General features: G+C 72.0%; 14 protein-coding genes. 8 read left to right on the plus strand and 6 right to left on the minus strand.

What is annotated here, in order from left to right; all coding sequences use genetic code 11:
- The first annotated feature begins 161 nt into the window (after positions 1-161).
- A complete protein-coding gene (locus B351_RS0100525; RefSeq protein WP_019397103.1) occupies positions 162-1,448 on the plus strand; it encodes an O-acetylhomoserine aminocarboxypropyltransferase/cysteine synthase family protein in 1,287 nt (428 codons plus the stop codon).
- An 87-nt stretch (positions 1,449-1,535) separates the two neighbouring features.
- On the opposite strand, the gene ybaL is transcribed toward B351_RS0100525, so the two are convergent.
- Both ybaL and B351_RS0100535 read right to left on the minus strand, forming a co-directional pair.
- The gene (gene ybaL / locus B351_RS0100530; RefSeq protein ID WP_019397104.1) at positions 1,536-3,242 is read right to left on the minus strand and encodes a YbaL family putative K(+) efflux transporter; all 1,707 of its coding nucleotides are present in this window, start codon (positions 3,240-3,242) and stop codon (positions 1,536-1,538) included.
- 388 nt (positions 3,243-3,630) lie between these two features.
- Entirely contained in the window at positions 3,631-6,030 is a 2,400-nt protein-coding gene (locus tag B351_RS0100535; RefSeq protein ID WP_019397105.1) for a TonB-dependent siderophore receptor, read from the minus strand.
- A 161-nt stretch (positions 6,031-6,191) separates the two neighbouring features.
- On the opposite strand from B351_RS0100535, the gene B351_RS0100540 reads away from it, so the two are divergent.
- A complete protein-coding gene (locus B351_RS0100540) occupies positions 6,192-8,078 on the plus strand; it encodes an ABC-F family ATP-binding cassette domain-containing protein (RefSeq protein ID WP_019397106.1) in 1,887 nt (628 codons plus the stop codon).
- Positions 8,079-8,115: 37 nt separating this feature from the next.
- Here B351_RS0100540 and B351_RS0100545 read toward each other — a convergent pair whose 3' ends face one another.
- Positions 8,116-8,991, minus strand: a complete 876-nt coding sequence (locus tag B351_RS0100545; RefSeq protein WP_019397107.1) for a LysR substrate-binding domain-containing protein — start codon at positions 8,989-8,991, stop codon at positions 8,116-8,118.
- Between the two features lie 235 nt (positions 8,992-9,226).
- Between B351_RS0100545 and bla the strand changes: the two genes are divergently transcribed.
- The 3 genes from bla (at position 9,227) to B351_RS0100560 (ending at position 11,201) form a co-directional block, all read left to right on the plus strand.
- Positions 9,227-10,153 carry a class A beta-lactamase gene (gene bla, locus B351_RS0100550; protein ID WP_019397108.1) on the plus strand — a complete coding sequence of 309 codons (927 nt, stop codon included), beginning with the start codon at positions 9,227-9,229 and terminating at the stop codon, positions 10,151-10,153.
- 300 nt (positions 10,154-10,453) lie between these two features.
- On the plus strand, positions 10,454-10,738 hold the full coding sequence (locus tag B351_RS0100555; RefSeq protein WP_019397109.1) for an FmdB family zinc ribbon protein: 285 nt from the start codon (positions 10,454-10,456) through the stop codon (positions 10,736-10,738).
- A gap of 190 nt (positions 10,739-10,928) precedes the next feature.
- Entirely contained in the window at positions 10,929-11,201 is a 273-nt protein-coding gene (locus B351_RS0100560; protein WP_019397110.1) for a hypothetical protein, read from the plus strand.
- A gap of 78 nt (positions 11,202-11,279) precedes the next feature.
- On the opposite strand, the gene B351_RS0100565 is transcribed toward B351_RS0100560, so the two are convergent.
- Together B351_RS0100565 and B351_RS0100570 are read right to left on the minus strand one after the other, a co-directional pair.
- On the minus strand, positions 11,280-12,194 hold the full coding sequence (locus tag B351_RS0100565; RefSeq protein ID WP_019397111.1) for a DUF3011 domain-containing protein: 915 nt from the start codon (positions 12,192-12,194) through the stop codon (positions 11,280-11,282).
- Positions 12,195-12,271: 77 nt separating this feature from the next.
- The gene (locus B351_RS0100570; RefSeq protein WP_026010187.1) at positions 12,272-14,386 is read right to left on the minus strand and encodes a phosphoglycerol transferase I; all 2,115 of its coding nucleotides are present in this window, start codon (positions 14,384-14,386) and stop codon (positions 12,272-12,274) included.
- A gap of 249 nt (positions 14,387-14,635) precedes the next feature.
- On the opposite strand from B351_RS0100570, the gene aspS reads away from it, so the two are divergent.
- The 3 genes from aspS (at position 14,636) to B351_RS0100585 (ending at position 17,289) form a co-directional block, all read left to right on the plus strand.
- On the plus strand, positions 14,636-16,393 hold the full coding sequence (gene aspS / locus B351_RS0100575) for an aspartate--tRNA ligase (RefSeq protein ID WP_019397113.1): 1,758 nt from the start codon (positions 14,636-14,638) through the stop codon (positions 16,391-16,393).
- 99 nt (positions 16,394-16,492) lie between these two features.
- Entirely contained in the window at positions 16,493-16,777 is a 285-nt protein-coding gene (locus B351_RS0100580) for a hypothetical protein (protein WP_019397114.1), read from the plus strand.
- Positions 16,774-17,289 carry a GNAT family N-acetyltransferase gene (locus B351_RS0100585; protein WP_026010188.1) on the plus strand — a complete coding sequence of 172 codons (516 nt, stop codon included), beginning with the start codon at positions 16,774-16,776 and terminating at the stop codon, positions 17,287-17,289. The genes B351_RS0100580 and B351_RS0100585 overlap by 4 nt, the downstream gene beginning before the upstream one ends.
- 118 nt (positions 17,290-17,407) lie before the next feature.
- Here B351_RS0100585 and B351_RS0100590 read toward each other — a convergent pair.
- On the minus strand, positions 17,408-18,011 hold a 604-nt coding region (locus tag B351_RS0100590), incomplete at its 5' end, for an alpha/beta fold hydrolase (RefSeq protein WP_019397116.1).

The following is an 18,011-nucleotide window of genomic DNA, read 5'->3' on the forward strand; positions in this document are numbered from 1 at the left end:
GGTGATGGGTGATCGGGGCGGGCGGCGCCTGGGGGCGCCGCCCGCCTTTGCGGAATGAGGACATTCCGCGCGGCGATGGTTGGCACTGAAACCGTGCGATCCGTCGCGCCTTTGCTCGGCTATCTTCGGCGCTCCTGTCCACCGCAACCGCGAGCGCATCGATGAGTGCACCGAACTGGAAGCCCGAGACCCTGGCCGTCCATGCCGGCTACAGCCCGGACCCGACCACCCGCGCGGTGGCGGTGCCGATCTACCAGACGGTGGCCTACGCCTTCGACAACACCCAGCACGGCGCCGACCTGTTCGACCTCAAGGTCCCGGGCAACATCTACACCCGGATCATGAACCCGACCCAGGACGTGCTCGAGCAGCGCCTGGCCGCGCTCGAGGGCGGCATCGGCGCGCTGGCCCTGGCCTCGGGGCAGGCCGCGATCACCTATGCGATCCAGACCATCGCCGAGGCCGGCGACAACATCGTCTCCTCCAGCGCGCTGTACGGCGGCACCTACAACCTGTTCGCCCACACCCTGCCGCAGTTCGGGATCGAGGCGCGGCTGGCCGACTACCGCGACCCGGACGCGTTCGCCAGGCTGATCGACGGGCGCACCAAGGCGGTGTTCGTCGAGTCGATCGGCAACCCGCGCGGCAACGTCACCGACATCGAGGCGGTGGCGAAGGTCGCGCACGAGCACGGGGTGCCGCTGATCGTGGACAACACCGTGGCCACGCCCTACCTGCTGCGGCCGTTCGACCATGGTGCCGACATCGTGGTCCACTCGCTGACCAAGTACCTGGGCGGCCATGGCAACAGCGTCGGCGGCGCGATCGTCGATTCCGGGCGCTTCCCCTGGGCCGAGCACAAGCAGCGCTTCCCGCGCCTGAACGAGCCGGACGTCAGCTACCACGGCGTGGTCTACACCGAGGCGCTGGGGCCGGCGGCCTACATCGGGCGCGCGCGGGTGGTGCCGCTGCGCAACATGGGCGCGGCGATCTCGCCGTTCAACGCGTTCCTGATCCTGCAGGGCATCGAGACCCTGGCGCTGCGCATGGACCGGATCAACCAGAACACCCTGGCCGTGGCCCGCTACCTGAAGCAGCACCCCAAGGTGGCCTGGGTGAACTACGCCGGGCTGGAAGACCACCCGGAGCATGCCTTGGTGCAGAGGTACCTGCCGAAGGGCGCCTCCGGCCTGCTGACCTTCGGCCTGCCCGGCGGGCGCGAGGCCGGTGCGCGCTTCCTCGATGCGCTGCAGCTGTTCACCCGCCTGGTGAACATCGGCGACGCCAAGTCGCTGGCCACCCATCCGGCCTCGACCACCCACCGCCAGCTGTCGCCGGAGGAGCTGGAGAAGGCCGGGGTCAGCGAGGACACCGTGCGCCTGTGCGTGGGCATCGAGCACATCGACGACCTGGTCGCCGACCTGGAGCAGGCGCTGGCGGCGGCCTGAGGCAGGCGGCCGTCGCCGGCGGATGCCGCGACGGCCGCTCGTCGCCGAGGCGGGGTGCCGGCCGGGCGGATCCGGCCGGCAGGGCGGTCAGACCGGCGGCACCGCCACGTCGCCGCGGTTGGCGTAGCGGTAGGCCGGGGTCGACATGACCATCTCCGCCAGCGAGTAGGCCAGCTCGCGCTCGGCCATGACCGCGCCGTCGGCGCCGTGGGCCAGCAGGTGCTTGACCTCGGCGTCGCTGTGCGCGCGCGCCAGCACCGGCAGGGCGGGGTTGAGCGCGCGCAGCTTGGCGATCGCTTCGCCGGCTTCCAGCGGCTGCGGGATGGCGAGGATGGCGATGCTGGCCGATTCCGGATGCGCCTCGGCCAGGACCTTGTCCGAGGCGGCATGGCCGCGGATGCCGGGAATGCCGGCGGCGTGGGCGCGGTCCACGTGCAGGCTGTTGTCGTCGATGATCACCACCGGCACGCCGCGGTCGCGCAGCACGTTGGCCAGTTCGCTGCCGACCCGGCCGTAGCCGATCACGATGGCGTGGTTGCCGGCCTGCAGCGGCGGCCCCGGCTGCACCTCCGGCTCCGGCTGCACCTGGACCTCCTCGCGGTGGCGCGCCTCCCAGCGGTCCAGCAGCATGAAGATCATCGGGTTGAGCATGATCGAGATCAGCGCGCCGGCCAGCACCAGGGCCTGGCCGGTTTCCGGCAGGATCCGCAGGCTCACGCCCAGGCCGGCGATGATGAAGGCGAACTCGCCGATCTGCGCCAGCGAGGCGGAGATGGTCAGCGCGGTGGCCTTGGGGTGGCCGAAGGCACGCACGATCAGGAACGCCGCCGCCGACTTGCCGAACATGATGATCGCCGCGGTGCCCAGCACCTGCCAGGGGTGCTCGAGCAGGATCTTCGGGTCGAACAGCATGCCGACGGAAACGAAGAACAGCACCGCGAACGCGTCGCGCAGCGGCAGCGAGTCGTTGGCCGCCTTGTGGCTGAGCTCGGACTCGTTGAGCATCATGCCGGCGAAGAACGCGCCCAGGGCGAAGGAGACGCCGAACAGGGCCGCGGCGCCGAACGCCACGCCCAGGGCGATGGCCAGCACCGACAGGGTGAACAGTTCGCGCGAACCGGTGCCGGCGATCCGCTCCAGCACCCAGGGGATGACCCGGCGCCCGACCAGCAGCATCACCGCCACGAACAGGCCCAGCTGGACGAAGGTCCAGCCGATCGAGCCCAGCACGCTGCCGAAGCTGTGGCGTTCGCCGCCGGCCTCCGGCCCGAACAGCCCGGCGATCACCGGCATCATGACCAGGGCCAGGACGCAGGCCAGGTCCTCCACGATCAGCCAGCCGACCGCGATCTTGCCGCGCATGGTCTCCAGCAGGCGGCGTTCCTCCATCGCCCGCAGCAGCACCACGGTCGAGGCGGTGGCCAGGGAGAAGCCGAAGATCATGCCGTGCAGGTGCGACCAGCCCATCAGCCAGGCCACGCCCCAGCCGAGCAGGGTGGCCACCGCGATCTGCGCCACCGCGCCGGGGATGGCGATCCATTTCACTTCCAGCAGGTCCTGCAGCGAGAAGTGCAGGCCGACGCCGAACATCAGCAGCATCACGCCGATCTCGGCCAGCTGGTTGGCGATTTCCTGGTCGGCGACGAACCCGGGGGTGAACGGCCCCACGAAGATGCCGGCCACCAGGTAGCCGACGAGCGGGGACAGGCGCAACCGGTTGGCGATGGCGCCGAGCACGAAAGCCAGGGCCAGGCCAACCGCGACGATGTCGATCAGGCTGGTGTCGTGGTGCATCAGGGGTGGTCGTGTGCGGGGACTCCGCGCGGGTTCCGAGTTTCGCTGATGCCGGTGGCCGCCGTAAACAAATCGTTGGCACGAATCGTGCCGGGCGCCTCATGTCGCACCCGGCCCTGCCGGTGCCGGGCCACCCCGCCAGGGGCGGCCCGGGTGGTCCGGGCCGCGATCCGGTGGTCCCGGCCGAAGCGACGTCCAGTGCTGGCCGGCCCTGCAGCCCTGTCCTCCGGCCCGCAGGCTGCGGAAGCGAACCTGCCCGGTGCCGGTCGGCGGCGTGCCGGTTGCCATCTCCGCCGGGGCGGCGCTGCCGTCGCCGTCCCGGCCGCGCCGGAAAAAGAAAGGCCCCGGCGTACGCCGGGGCCTGCCGGGGACCGCAACCGCGCCCGCCTTACCAGGCGTAGCCGATCCGGCCGTAGACGTAGCGGCCGTTGAAGCCGAACGGCGAGTACAGGCTGTACGGGATCATGCCGGAGGTGGAGTTCACGAAGATGGTCTTCTCCGGGTACTCGTCCAGCACGTTGTCCGCGCCCAGGGTGAAGGTCCAGCTCGCGCTGGGGCGGAAGCTCACCGCGGTATCCAGGGTCCACTTCGCCGCATAGGTCTGGTCCTGGTCCGGGTTGGTGGCGTGGCGGCTGGTGAACTCGCCATAGCGCACCGCGTTGGCGCTGAAGTCCCACTGCGCCAGCTTCCAGATCGCGCCCAGGGCGAACTTGTCGCGCGGCGCGCCTTCCTCGATGCGCCCGCGCTCGTCGCGGCCGATGCGCTCCAGGTTGGCGCCCAGCGAAGCCAGCGCCGCCGGGTTGGGGGCGATCCGGGTGACCTCGGTCTTGTTGTGGTTGTAGCTGGCGGTCAGGTCCAGGTTTGATGCGGCCAGCGGCACCGACCAGGTGCCGACCACGTCCACGCCGCGGGTGCGGGTGTCGACGGCGTTGTTGAAGTAGCGCGCCGCGGTCACCCCGGGGAAGCCGAGCCCGGCCAGCAGGTCCTGCGCCGCCTGGTTGCCGGTGAGGTTGAGGTTGGACGACAGCACGATGCGGTCGTCGACCTCGATCTGGTAGGCATCGATGGTCAGGTACACCCGCTCGGCCGGCTGCAGCACCAGGCCCAGGCTGTAGGACAGCGAGGTCTCGGCCTTCAGCGGCTCGGCGCCCAGGGCCTGGGCGACGGCGCCGGTGGCCGGGAAGGTGCCGGTTTCGGTGACCACGCTGTTGTTGATGTTGGTGGTGACCGCCTGGTAGTTCTGCTGCGCCAGGGCCGGGGCGCGGAAGCCGCTGGCCACGGTGGCGCGCAGGGCGACCGCGTCGCTGAAGGCGTAGCGCGCCGAGAGCTTGCCCGAGGTCTCGCTGCCGAAGTCCGAGTAGTCCTCGTAGCGGGCGGTGATGCCGGCCGACAGCCGCTCGCTCAGGTCCGCCTCCAGCCCGGCGTAGACCGCATGGCTGTCGCGCTGGTAGCTGCCGGCGTTGCGCGGGGTGAAGCCGCCGAAGCCCTGGGCGCCGGAGCCGAAGTAGGAATCCGGCTCGCCCGGTCCCTGGCGCCATTCCTCGTCGCGGTACTCGGCGCCGAAGGAAACGGTGGCCGGGTAGGCCAGGCCGATGTCCAGGGTCTTGGCGAAGTCGGCGTTGAACACGTCCTGGGCGTAGTGCAGGTTGCCGGCGTAGAAGCTGCGCGGGCTGTCCACGCCCAGCGCGTAGTTGATGGTGTTGCGGGTGTGGAAGTCGAGGTCGTTGCTGCCGAAGCTGTAGCTCAGGTCCCAGGTCCAGCCGCTGGCGGTGCTGCCCTTGTAGCCCAGCACCGCGCTGCGGTCCTTGGAATCCTGGTCGATCTGCGGCACGTAGCCGTCCGGGTAGACCTGGGCCAGCAGCGCGCCCTGGTTGCTGTGGTTGCGCGAGCGGTAGAACGCGAACGAGGTGATGTCGCGGTTGCTGGCGATCGCGGTGAGGTAGACCTGGGAGCGCTCGCCGACGTTGAACGCGGCGTTGGCCGAGACCGCGAACTGGTCCACGTCGGCCTCGCCGAAGCGGAAGGCGCGCTCGCCCCCGCCGGGGGAGTTGCCGGTGTGCGGCGCGGTGCCCTGGTAGGGGCCGGAGCGGTTGGTCGGGTCCTGCTGCCCGACCTGGGCGGCCAGGTGCACGGTGCCGCCTTCGCGGCCCAGGCTCAGCCCGGCGTCGCCGGCCAGCTGCCACTGGGTGCCGTCGCCCTCGGAATACTCGCCGCCGCTGGCGACCAGGCTGCCGCCTTCGCCGGCGCCCTTGAGCACGATGTTGACCACGCCGGCGATCGCGTCCGAGCCGTACTGCGCCGAGGCGCCGTCGCGCAGCACCTCGACCCGCTCGATCGCCGCCACCGGGATGGCGTTGAGGTCCACCGCCGAGGAGCCGCGGCCGATGGTGCCGTTGACGTTGACCAGGGCCGAGACGTGGCGGCGCTTGCCGTTGACCAGCACCAGCACCTGGTCCGGCGACAGCCCGCGCAGCTGCGCCGGGCGCACGCCGCTGGTGCCGTCGGCCATGGCCGGGCGCGGGAAGTTCAGCGAGGGCAGGGCGCGGGCCAGGGCGGTGGCCAGCTCGGTGGTGCCGGTGGCCGACAGCGCCTCCGGGGTGATGATGTCGATCGGCGACTGCGATTCGGCCACCGTGCGGTCGGCGATGCGGGTGCCGGTGACGATCAGGGTGTCGAGCATGGTGGGGGCGCGGTTGCCGGTGTCGCCGGCGTCCTGGGCATGCGCCGCCGGAGCGGCCAGCAGGGCGGTGGTCACGGCGGCGGCGAGAAGATGCGGCTTGAGGGCCATGGGGGGGTACTCCTTGCTGCGTGGAACGGATGCACTGCACTGTTGGCGGTCCAGGACTGGATGCTGGCCCGCTGGGATGTCAAGTATTCGTTAACGTAGAATGGACGTCGCAGGATGCCTGGCCATCTGCACATTCCCTTTCGTTCTAAGTCCTCCGTCCGATGATTTCCCTGCGCAACTTCGCGCTGCGCCGCGGCGAGCGCCTGCTGCTGTCGAACGTCGACCTGGCCCTGCACGCGGGCTACCGGGTGGGCGTGGTCGGACGCAACGGCACCGGCAAGTCCAGCCTGTTCGCCGCCATCCGCGGCGAGCTGGAGCCCGACAAGGGCGACGTCGACCTGCCCGGCAGGCTGCGCATCGCCTCGGTGGCGCAGGAGACGCCGGCGTTGCCGGAGCCGGCGCTGGATTTCGTGCTTTCCGGCGACGAGGTCATCGCCAAGGTACTGCGCGAGGAGGCCGAGGCCAACGCCCGCGAGGACTGGGAGGCCGTGGCCGCGGCGCACCAGAAGCTGGCCGAGCTCAACGGCTACGACGCCGAGGCCCGCGCCGGGCGCCTGCTGCACGGCCTGGGTTTCCCGGCCGAGACCCACCGCCGCCCGGTGGCCTCGTTCTCCGGCGGCTGGCGCGTGCGCCTGAACCTGGCGCGCGCGCTGATGATGCCCTCGGACCTGCTGCTACTGGACGAGCCGACCAACCACCTGGACCTGGACGCGGTCTACTGGCTGGAGCAGTGGCTGCTGAAGTACCCCGGTACCTTGCTGCTGATCTCGCACGACCGCGAGTTCCTGGACAACGTCGCCACCCACACCCTGCACCTGCACGGCGGCAACGCGAAGCTGTACGTGGGCGGCTACACCGACTTCGAGCGCCAGCGTGCCGAGCAGCTGCGCCAGCAGCAGATCGCATTCGAGAAGGAGCAGGCCGAGCGCGCCCACCTGCAGAGCTTCATCGACCGCTTCAAGGCCAAGGCCTCCAAGGCGCGCCAGGCGCAGAGCCGGATGAAGCGCCTGGCCAAGCTGGCCGGCACCGAGGCGGTGCGGGTGGAGCGCGAGTTCACGATCGAATTCGCCTCGCCCAGCCGCCTGCCGCATTCGCTGATCCGGCTGCAGGACGCGCAGTGCGGCTATCCGCCCGAGCCGGGCAGTGGCGGCCAGCCCGCGGTGATCCTCAGGGACGTCGGCTTCGGCCTGGAGGCCGGCGACCGCATTGGCCTGCTTGGCCCCAACGGCGCCGGCAAGACCACCCTGGTGCGCACCCTGGTCGGCGAACTGCCGCCGCTGGCCGGCGAGCGCAACGCGCACCCGGACCTGCGGATCGGCTACTTCGCCCAGCACACGGTGGAGTCGCTGCGCGAGGGGCAGTCGCCGATCGACCACTTCCGCGAACTCTCGCCGGACGCGCCGACCCAGGCCTTCCGCGACTTCCTCGGCAAGTGGAACTTCCCCGGCGACCGCGCCTTCGAGCCGGTGGACGGCTTCTCCGGCGGCGAGCGCGCGCGCCTGGCCCTGGCCCTGATCGCCTGGCAGCAGCCCAACGTGCTGCTGCTGGACGAGCCGACCAACCACCTGGACCTGGAAATGCGCGAGGCGCTGGCCGAGGCGCTGGCCGACTTCGACGGCGCGATCGTGATGGTCAGCCACGACCGCCACCTGATCGGCCTGGTCTGCGACAGTTTCTGGCGCGTGGCCGACGGCGTGGTCGAGCCGTTCGCCGGCGACCTGGACGACTATGCGGCGTGGCTGCGCACCCGCCCGGTGGCGCAGGGCACCCGCGCGCGCCTGGAGCAGGAAGCGGCGCCGGCACCCGCGCCGGCGGCGGCCGCGCCTCCGCCGGCGCCGGCGAAGAAGCCGGCCAACCCGGTCAAGCTGGCCGCCGCCGAGAAGAAGGTCGCCGAGCTCGAGGCCCAGCTGGCCGAGGTGGACGCGCAGCTGGCCGATCCGGCCAACATGTCCGACCCGGCGCGCCTGGCCGCCCTGGCCCGCGACCGCGAGGCCCTGGCCGCGCGCCTGGAGCAGGCCGAGCAGGCCTGGCTGGAAATGCTGGATTGAAGCCCTGGGCGCGGTCGTGCGCCCGCCCTCCGGCCGCTTACTCCGCGGCCCGGCCCTGTTCCTCCAGCCACAGCCGGAACCGCCGCGCCGGCTCGCGCTCGGCGCGCGAGCGCAGCCGGGTCAGCCAGTAGCGGCCCAGGTCCACGGTCTGCGCGAACGGCTGCAGCAGCCGGCCCTCGCCCAGCTCGCGCGCGAACAGGCGCAGCGGCAGCAGGGCCACGCCGGTACCGGCGGCGGCCGCGGCGGCCAGCGCCAGCGAGGAATCGAACACCGGCCCCCGCGCCTCCACGCCGGCAACGCCGGCGGCGCCCAGCCAGCGCGGCCATTCGTCGGCGCGGTAGGAGCGCAGCAGCGGCACGCCGGCCAGGTCGCCGGGCCCGCGCAGGCGCTCGGCCAGCTGCGGTGCGCACAGCGGCGCGAACGGGGTATCCAGCACCGGAGTGCAGGCCTGGCCCTGCCAGTCGCCGTCGCCGAAGCGGATCGCCAGGTCCAGGCCCTCGCTGGCCAGGTCGATGCGGTTGTTGTGGGTCTGCACCCGCAGTTCGATGTCCGGGTGCGCGGCCTCGAACGCCGCCAGCCGCGGCAGCAGCCAGCCGGCGGCGAAGGTCGCCACCGCGCCCACGGTCAGCACCTGCCTGCCCTGCGCGCCGAGGAAGCGCTGCATGCCCCCGGCGATGCGGTCGAACGCATCCTGCAGCACCGGGTACAGCGCCGCGCCCTCCTCGGTCAGCGCCACCCCGCGCGGCAGGCGGTGGAACAGGGCCACGCCCAGGCGCTGCTCAAGGGTGCGGATCTGGTGGCTCAGCGCGGCCTGGCTCACGCACAGCTCCAGCGCGGCGCGGGTCAGGTTCTGGTGGCGGGCGGCGGCCTCGAAGGCACGCAGCGCGTTGAGCGGGAGCGGCGGGCGTGGCATCGCGGACGGAAGTGAAGTGGACGGCCGAGGCTACCGCAGCTGGACCGGCGCGGTGTCCCGGGCCGGCAGCCGCCCCGGCATCCGTGCAGGTCTGCAAGGCGGGCGCCGACCACGGCAGTGCCGGGAACCTGCACGGCGCCACAGGACAGCTAATGGCTGTTCCCGAAAACTTGCGATGGTGGCCCGTCGCCGGCCCTGCCCATACTCGGCTCCCACCCCCGAGGAGGATCGATCCATGCCCGACCGCCGCAGTTTCCTGCAGTCCGCCGGCCTCGCCGCCGCGTCCATGCTGGCCATGCCGGCACTGGCCCGCGCCGCCGTCCCCGCGAGCGCGGCCGCCGGCGACGGGCCGCGGGCACGCATTGCCGCCGCACCGGACTTCGCCGCGCTGGAGGCGGCCAGCCAGGGCCGGCTGGGCGTGGCGGTGCTCGAGGCCGGCAATGGCCGCTACCTGGCCGGGCACCGCGCGGACGAGCGTTTCCCGATGTGCAGCACGTTCAAGGCGTTGCTGGCCGCGGCGGTGCTGGCACGGGCCGATCGCGGCGCGCTGGACCTGGACGAACGCCTGCCGGTGCGCGCGGCCGACCTGGTCCCGCATGCCCCGGTCACCCGCCGCCACGTGGGCAAGGACCTGGGCGTGCGCGACCTGTGCCGGGCCATCGTGACCATCAGCGACAACACCGCGGCCAACCTGCTGTTCGCGCGGATCGGCGGGGCCGCGGCGCTGACCGCGGTCCTGCGCGGCCTGGGCGACACGGTCACCCGCAGCGACCGCCTGGAGCCGGAAATGAATGGCTTCGTCCCCGGCGACCCGCGCGATACCACCAGCCCGCGCGCGATGGCCACCAGCCTGGGCCGCTGCGTGGCCGGCGTGGTGCTGGCCCCGGCCTCGCGCCTGCAGCTGGCCGACTGGCTGATCGACAACACCACCGGCGACGACTGCCTGCGGGCCGGGATCGGCCCGGAGTGGCGGGTTGGCGACAGGACCGGCAGCAACGGCACCGACATCCGCAACGACGTGGCCGTGCTGTGGCCGCTGGCCGGCGGCAGCCCCTGGGTGGTGGCCGCCTATCTGGAGGGCTCCCGGGTCGACAGTGCCGCCCGCGACGCGGTGCTGGCGCGGGCGGGGCAGCTGGCGGTGGCGTCGATCGCGGCGGCCTGAGCGTACGGACGGGGCGGAGCAGCGGTGCCGCGGATCCGGCGCCGGACGGTCACGGGCGTGCGCCACGCTTGCCCGGGCTACGCCTGCTGACCGGGACGGCCAGGGGCGCGGGCCGGGGCCAGGCGACCGGGGCGCGCGTGGCCGGCATCGGCCGCGGGTTTGCCGGCGTTGGGGTCCAGGGGAGCGCCGACCCGGGCTGCGCCCCGGCTGGGGGCGGACCGCTGCCCGGGGCAGGCGGCCCTTGAAAACGTGAATAGGCATCCCCATAGCGGACCTGGTTTTTCCCATCGCGTGTGTGCCATGCCCATCTACGCCTTCCAGTGCGCTGCCTGCGGTCATGCCTTCGACCGCCTGCAGAAGCTGTCCGATGCCGATCCGGAGGTCTGCCCCTCCTGCAACGCGCCGGGCCAGGTCCGCCGCCAGGTGACCGCGCCGTCGTTCCGCCTTGCCGGCGGCGGCTGGTACGAGACCGACTTCAAGAAGGACGGCGACAAGAAGCGCAACCTCGCCGACAAGGGCGACGGCGGCTCCGGCTCCTCGGGCTCGTCCGCCAGCAGCTCCTCCAACGCTACCGCGACCAGCTGAGCGCGGCGTCCCGGGGCGCCGGCGCCGCCGGCCCCCGGAGGATCGGTTCCCGGGCCTGGTACGCGCCAGGCCCGTCCTTGCATCCCGCAGTCCCCACCCGGTCCGGTCGGCCATGCGTCGATGGTCTGGCTCGCGCCACGGCGGCGCGGCGGTCATGATCGGCGCCAGGACCACGAAGGGGAGGGGAAGCATGCAGATCACGCCGTCGCCGGTCACCGCCGCCGTGGCCGGGATCGTCTCGGCCCTGGTGATGGCCGTACTGTGGCCGCGCCTGGGCGACGACAGCCTTTACTGGGTACTGGCCTTCGTGCTGGTGATCGCCCTGCCGCTGCACGTGTTCGTGGTCGGCTTCGGCCGTGCCCGGCCCGCCAACAGCGCCGATCCCGCCCTGATCCGCCGGGTCGCCGTCTGGCTGGTCGCCGCGGTGGTGACCCTGGGGATCGGGCAGCTGTTTGGCACGTGAGCGGTGATTCCGGACGGGTGATTGGTGACAAGTTTCCAATCACCAATCACCAATCACGAATTGCCAATCCCGCTCCAGTCAGCGCACCCCAAACCTCGCCCGGCACCCGCCATCCACCCAGACCGAATTGCCGGTCCAGCCCCAGGTGCGGCCTTCCTCGCAGCGGGTGCTGGACAGCTGCTGCACCAGCACCGGGCGTCCGCGGCGGCGATCCCAGTCGCAGGTGCGGCGGCGCTTGTTCTCGCTGCTGCAGGTCACGCTGTAATCGCTGGTGCCGGGCGGACCCGGGCGATGGCCCGGCGCCGGGCCGCGGGCGACGGAGAATTCGGCGCGGCAGCCGTCGTCCACCCACAGGCTGTTGCCGCGCTGGCCCCAGGTGCGGCCTTCCACGCAGGCGGTCTTCGACAGCTGCCGCACCAGCACCGCGCGGCCGTTGATGGCGCAGGTCCGGCGCTTGTTGTCCTGGCTCTCGCAGCGCACCAGTTCGCCGGTGCCGCCGCCGTTCCAGCCGCCGCGGCCTTCGGCGAAGCGTCCACGACAGCCATCGTCGACCCACATGGTGCCGCCGCCGCCGCCGAAATTGCGGCCTTCGATGCAGCGCGTGCCGGAGATGTTCTCCACCAGCACCGGGCGGCCGTTGAACGGGGTGCGGCATTCGCGCCGGCGACGCTCGTTGCTGGAGCAGACCACGGTGGCGCCGGCCCAGCTGGAGCCGTTCCAGCGGCGGTTGCCCTGGCCGCGCAGGGAGCCGGAGATGTCCGCGCGCACCTGGCCCATGCCCCAGCCGCGCTCGACCTGCTCCAGGTAGAAGGCCAGCTGGTCGTCCGGGATGGCGCGCCCGCGCGACTGCGCGGCGTACTCGCGCTCGATCAGCTCGACCCGCTGCGCCGGCGGCAGCGTACGCAGGTCCTCGACCGGACCGCGCGCTGCGGCGGGCAGGCTGGAGGCCAGGCCCAGGCATAGCGCCAGGGCGAAGGCGGGGACTCGGCTCATTGCAACTCCTTGCATGCAGCATCCGGGAAGTGGCGGGAATTTGCCGGGCAGGTGCTTAACGCCGCCCGACCTGCGCTTCAGCCGCGGCCGCGGCCGCTGCGGGCCGGCACCACCGCCACGCGTTCCACCTCCATCTCCTCGGTGTAGTCCAGCCAGGCGCGGATCACCAGCTGGTCCACCCTCGAGTCCAGCCACAGCGGCAGGCGGATCTGCTGCCCGGGGCGGCCGGGGTCGGCCTGCACCCACTCGCGCGCGCGGACCACGGCGCCGTCGTCGGACACCGCCTCCAGCCAGAACGAATGCGAGGGCAGGTTGCGCGCCTGCATCCGCAACTGGTACTGGCCGGGCTGCATCGGCCGCTCCTGGCGCGCCACGGTCAGCGCGCGGCGTGGCCGCGGGCGGGCGTCGGCGGCTTCCTGCAGCGGTGCGTCGACCTGGATGCCCTGTTGCAGCTCGGCTTCCGAATAGAGGGTCAGGGCGTTGTTGCGGTCCACCACCAGCGCGCACCACTCGCCCTTGCCGGGCTCGTCGAGGAAGGCGGTGCAGCGGTCGACGTAGGCCAGGATGTTGTCCGGATCGCGCTGGGCGAACTGCCGCGGCGCGTCCTCCAGCACGATCGAGGCGATGTTCCAGCCCTGGTCGTACTCCAGCATCACCGGCGGGGGGATGCGCTGCACCCCGGCCACCACGCGGTCGTCCTCCACCCGCAGGGTGCGGGTCTCGCTGCCGGTCCACAGCTGGCGGGCGAAGCCCAGGTACAGGGGGTAGCGCTCCGGGTCGCGGCGCGCGGCCACGCTGGCGCCCGGTAGCGCCGGATCGCCCAGCAGCGAGCGGCCGAAGCCCAGCGCGCCCAGCTCCGGGTCCAGCAGCTGCAGCAGGGTGGCGCCGGTGTCCAGGGTGGTGCCGGCGGTGGCGACCTGGCGCGGTTCATGGCCGCTGCCGAGGAACAGCAGCAGGTTCTCGCGCTTCATTCCGGCCAGCACGTCGGACAGGTCGTTGGGCATGGCCAGGTGGTCGGAGGCGATCACCACCAGGGTGTCGTCCGCCCAGGGACTGCTGCGGATACGCTCGACCAGGCGCCCGATCAGGCGGTCGCTGCAGGCGATCGCGCGCAGCAGGCCGATGTCGCCGTGCGGGCTGTCGTAGCGCACGTCGCTGCAGGAGCGCGGCAGGTGCCCGGCCGGGTGGTGGGTGTCCATGGTCAGGGCGGTGAGCATGAACGGCGTGCCGGCCCGGGACAGGCGCTGGAAGTCCTCGTACACGCTGTCCAGCAGCACGTCGTCGTGCACGCCCCAGCTGGAGAAGTGCTTCTTCGCCACCCCGCGCTGGCGGAACCAGGCCTGGTCCTTGACCGTGGCGAAGCCGTGGCTGGCCAGGAACCGGTCCTTGGCGGCGAAGGCCGAGTCGGCGCCGCCGCTGAAGTGCAGGGCGTAGCCCTGCTGGGCGAGGTAGTCGCTGAGGCAGTGCGCGCCAGGCAGGAACTGCTCCATCCGGCCCATGCTGTTCTCGTCGCCGCGCGCGGCGGTCAGCGGCACCCCGCACAGCGAGGCCACCATCCCGGCGATGGTCCAGCCGGTGCCGGGCGGTGAGGCCACGTCGCGGAAGTCCAGGGCCTCGCCCGCCAGCCGGCGGAGGTTGGGCACCAGGCCGGGGAACACGGTCTCGTCGAAATAGGTGCGCTCGAGGCTCTCGGCGTAGATCCAGACGATGTTGCGGCGCTGCCGCAGCGGGCGGTCCGGGACCACGTACTCGGCCGCGACCTGGGCCGCGTCCACCGGCCGGCTGTGCTGGTACAGGCGCCAGGCGTCGCGGGCCAGCGGGCTGGCCAGGGCCGCGACCAGGAAGGTGGCGGCGAAAACCGGGAACACCACCGGCGGGCGCGGCGGGACCGGGCGCCGGCGGGCATGCCGCGCCAGCCAGGCCGGCAGCAGCAGTGACAGCAGCACCAGCACCGCGGCAATGGCCAGCGGGCCGCTGAAATCGGCTACCCCGGCGCCCTCGATGCCGCTGGAGAGGTGGTACAGGGTCGCCGCGTCCACGCCGTCGCCGCTGAGCTGGTCCACCAGCCACCACAGGCTCAGCGCGACCAGCAGGGCGGCCAGCAGCGCGGCCTTGGTCCGCGCCAGCCGTGGCGAGGCCGCCACCAGCGCGGCCAGTGCCGCCAGTGCCGCGACCAGCAGCACCCCCGTCATGCGCCAGCGCCCGTTTGCCCGGCCGGAGCCGTCTTCGGCGTGTCATGCAGGGGTGTCATGCTCATCGGGGCACCTCGTGTCGTGACTCGACGCCGAACCTGCCCGCACATTCCTGAACAGAATGTTTCGGCGCCCGCACCACCGGCCATGGGGCGGCCTTCCCGGCCGGCGTGCCGCGGGGGCGGGGCGAGAGGGTAAAATCGCCGCTTTCCGCCTCTTCCGGGCGGTTGCCCCACACGCGGAGCCTGCATGCGTACCCATTACTGCGGCCTGGTCGACGAATCGCTGATCGGCCAGACCATCACCCTCGCCGGCTGGACCGACGTCGCCCGCAACCTCGGCGGCGTGTGCTTCATCGACCTGCGCGACCACGAAGGCATCGTCCAGGTCACGGTCGAGCCCGACAATGCCGAGGTCTTCGCCGTGGCCGCCTCGCTCGGCTACGAGGACGTGATCCAGGTCGAGGGCGTCGTGCGCGCCCGCCACGCGGTCAACGACAAGATCCGCACCGGCAAGGTCGAGGTGATCGCCACCCGCATCACCATCCTCAACAAGGCCGCGCCGCTGCCGTTCCACGCGCACGAGAACCCCTCCGAGGAAGTGCGCCTGCGCTACCGCTACCTGGACCTGCGCCGTCCGGAGATGCAGCGCATGCAGCGCACCCGCATCCGCCTGGTGCAGGCCCTGCGCCGCTACCTGGACGAACGCGGCTTCCAGGACATCGAGACCCCGATCCTGACCAAGGCCACCCCGGAGGGCGCGCGCGACTTCCTGGTGCCGGCGCGCATGCACCCGGGCGAGTTCTACGCCCTGCCGCAGAGCCCGCAGCTGTTCAAGCAGATCCTGATGATCGCGGGCTTCGACCGCTACTACCAGATCGCGCGCTGCTTCCGCGACGAGGCCCTGCGCGCCGACCGCCAGCTGGAGTTCACCCAGCTGGACATGGAGTTCGCCTTCGTGCGCGAGCGCGACGTGCAGGACTTCGTCGAGGGCATGATCCGCGCGGTGTTCAAGGAAGTGGCCGGGGTGGACCTGGCCGACCCGTTCCCGCGCATGACCTGGGCCGAGGCCATGCGCCGCTACGGCTCGGACAAGCCGGACCTGCGCATCGACCTGGAGCTGGTGGACGTGGCCGAACTGGTCCGCGACAGCCAGTTCGCGGTATTCACCGGCCCGGCCAATGACCCGGATGGCCGCGTGGCCGCGCTGCGCATCCCCGGCGGCGCGAAGCTGAGCCGCAAGCAGATCGACGAGTACGCCGCCCACGCCGCCAAGTTCGGCGCCAAGGGCCTGGCCTACATCAAGATCGACGAGGCCGGCGCGATCTCCTCGCCGATCCAGAAGTTCTTCAGCGAGGACGCATTCGCCGCGCTTACCAGGCATGTTGGCGCCGGCAACGGCGACATCGTGTTCTTCGGCGCCGGCGCCTACAACAAGGTCTCCGACTTCATGGGCGCGCTGCGCCTGAAGGCCGGCAAGGACTTCGGCCTGGTCGCCGAGGGCTGGCGCCCGCTGTGGGTCACCGACTTCCCGATGTTCGAGTGGGACGAGGAGGAGCAGCGCTACGTGGCCCTGCACCACCCGTTCACCGCCCCGGCCGTGGACGACATTGCCGAGCTGCGCGCGCACGCCAGGACCGCGGTCTCGCGCGGCTACGACCTGGTGCTCAACGGCAACGAGATCGGCGGCGGCTCGATCCGCATCCACCGCCCGGAGATGCAGAGCGCGGTGTTCGAGCTGCTGGGCATCGGCGCCGAGGAGGCGCAGGCCAAGTTCGGCTTCCTGCTGGACGCGCTGAAGTACGGCGCCCCGCCGCACGGCGGCATCGCCTTCGGCATCGACCGCATCGCCGCGCTGATGGCCGGTACCGAGTCGATCCGCGACGTGATCCCGTTCCCCAAGACCACCACCGCGCAGTGCCTGATGACCGGCGCGCCGTCGCCGATCCCGGCTGAGCAGCTGGCCGAGGTGCACGTGAAGGTCCGGGAGGAGTCGCTGTCGAAGTGACCCGCGGCCGCGCGCCGTGTGGCGCGCGGCCATCCCCGTCCATCGGCGCGGCCGCGGGCCGCGCCGCCTACCGAAGTGCCCTCCCCGAGGAGTCTGGAGATGACCGAGTTCGCTTTTTCGCTTGAGTGGGAACGCCTGGGCAACGAGGGTTCCGACCCTGCCCTGGTGACCGAGCGCGCCCGCCTGTTCGGCGGCTGGCTGGTGCGCAGCGGCACCTCGCCGGCGGCCATGGCCCTGGCCTTCGTCCCCGACCCTGAGGGCCGCTGGGACGGCGAGGACTTCGGCGAGGACGACTACGAGTACGACGAGGACGAGGAAGAAGAGGACGAGGACGACCTCGACGACGAGGACCTCGACGAGGAAGAGGAAGACGAGGACGAGTGAGCCTGTCGATCCGGCGCGCGACGGTGGCTGACGCGGCGACCCTGTCGTCGCTGTGCGCGCGCACCTTCACCGAGACCTTCGGCCATCTCTACCCGCCGGAGGACCTGGACGCCTTCCTGCGCGACGCCTACGCCGTGGAACGGCAGGCCACGATCCTGGCCCAGCCCGGCTATGCGGTATGGCTGCTGGAGGACGACGGGGTCGCGGTCGGCCATGCCGCCGCCGGGCCCTGCGGCCTGCCGCACCCGGAAGTTGCCCCCGGCGATGGCGAGCTGAAGCGGCTCTACGTGCTGGCCCCGTACCAGGACGCCGGCTGGGGCGGGCGCCTGTTCGCCGAGGCCGAGCGCTGGCTGCTGCGCGACGGCCCGCGCACCCTGTGGATCGGGGTGTGGTCGGAGAACCACGGCGCGCAGCGCTTCTATGCCCGCCGCGGCTTCGAACGCGTCGGCACCTACGAATTCCCGGTCGGCCGGGTGCGCGACCTCGAATTCATCCTGCGCCGCCCGGCGTGAAGGCGGGTGTTTCCCCGCGCCATGGGGAAGGGTGAGGGCCGGCGCGCAGCGGACGCTGGCATGCCGACCCTCCCGGCAGCCCCCTCCCGCGGGAGGGGGCAGGCGACTGCATCCGGCCTCACTCGCGCAGGAAGTCCAGCAGGTCCTGGTTGAGCTGGTCCTTGTGCGTATCGGTGATGCCGTGCGGGCCGCCGGGGTACAGCTTCACCCGGGCGTGCTTCACGTACTTCGGCACCGCCTTGGCGGAGATCTCCACCGGCACGACCTGGTCGTCCTCGCCATGGATCACCAGGGTCGGCACGTCGAACTTCTTGAGGTCTTCGCGGAAGTCGGTGGCCGAGAACGCGGCGATCGAGTCGTAGGTGTTCTTGTGCCCGCCCTGCATGCCCTGCGCCCAGAACGACTGGATCAGGCCCTGGTTGGGCTTGGCACCCGGACGGTTGAAGCCGAAGAACGGACCGGAGGCGATATCCAGGTACTGCTGCGAGCGGTTGGCCCGGGCCGCGGCGCGGAAGCCGTCGAACACGTCCTGCGGGATGCCTTCCGGGTTGTCCGCGGTCTTCAGCATGAACGGGGTCACCGCGCCCACCAGCGCGACCTTCTTCACCCGCGAGGTGCCGTGGCGGCCGATGTAGCGCGCGACCTCGCCACCGCCGGTGGAGAAGCCGACCAGGGTGACGTCGCGCAGGTCCAGGGCCTCGATCACCGCGGCCAGGTCGTCG

The organism is Pseudoxanthomonas sp. GW2, from assembly GCF_000283075.1.
GTDB lineage: Bacteria > Pseudomonadota > Gammaproteobacteria > Xanthomonadales > Xanthomonadaceae > Pseudoxanthomonas.

Bases quoted from the DNA above. Each gene is read 5' to 3' on its own strand.
- B351_RS0100555 (WP_019397109.1), top strand. From the start codon at position 10,454: ATGCCCATCTACGCCTTCCAGTGCGCTGCCTGCGGTCATGCCTTCGAC.
- B351_RS0100570 (WP_026010187.1), bottom strand. From the start codon at position 14,386: ATGACGGGGGTGCTGCTGGTCGCGGCACTGGCGGCACTGGCCGCGCTG.
- B351_RS0100540 (WP_019397106.1), top strand. From the start codon at position 6,192: ATGATTTCCCTGCGCAACTTCGCGCTGCGCCGCGGCGAGCGCCTGCTG.
- B351_RS0100560 (WP_019397110.1), top strand. From the start codon at position 10,929: ATGCAGATCACGCCGTCGCCGGTCACCGCCGCCGTGGCCGGGATCGTC.
- B351_RS0100535 (WP_019397105.1), bottom strand. From the start codon at position 6,030: ATGGCCCTCAAGCCGCATCTTCTCGCCGCCGCCGTGACCACCGCCCTG.
- B351_RS0100565 (WP_019397111.1), bottom strand. From the start codon at position 12,194: ATGAGCCGAGTCCCCGCCTTCGCCCTGGCGCTATGCCTGGGCCTGGCC.
- B351_RS0100525 (WP_019397103.1), top strand. From the start codon at position 162: ATGAGTGCACCGAACTGGAAGCCCGAGACCCTGGCCGTCCATGCCGGC.
- aspS (WP_019397113.1), top strand. From the start codon at position 14,636: ATGCGTACCCATTACTGCGGCCTGGTCGACGAATCGCTGATCGGCCAG.
- ybaL (WP_019397104.1), bottom strand. From the start codon at position 3,242: ATGCACCACGACACCAGCCTGATCGACATCGTCGCGGTTGGCCTGGCC.
- B351_RS0100580 (WP_019397114.1), top strand. From the start codon at position 16,493: ATGACCGAGTTCGCTTTTTCGCTTGAGTGGGAACGCCTGGGCAACGAG.
- B351_RS0100545 (WP_019397107.1), bottom strand. From the start codon at position 8,991: ATGCCACGCCCGCCGCTCCCGCTCAACGCGCTGCGTGCCTTCGAGGCC.
- bla (WP_019397108.1), top strand. From the start codon at position 9,227: ATGCCCGACCGCCGCAGTTTCCTGCAGTCCGCCGGCCTCGCCGCCGCG.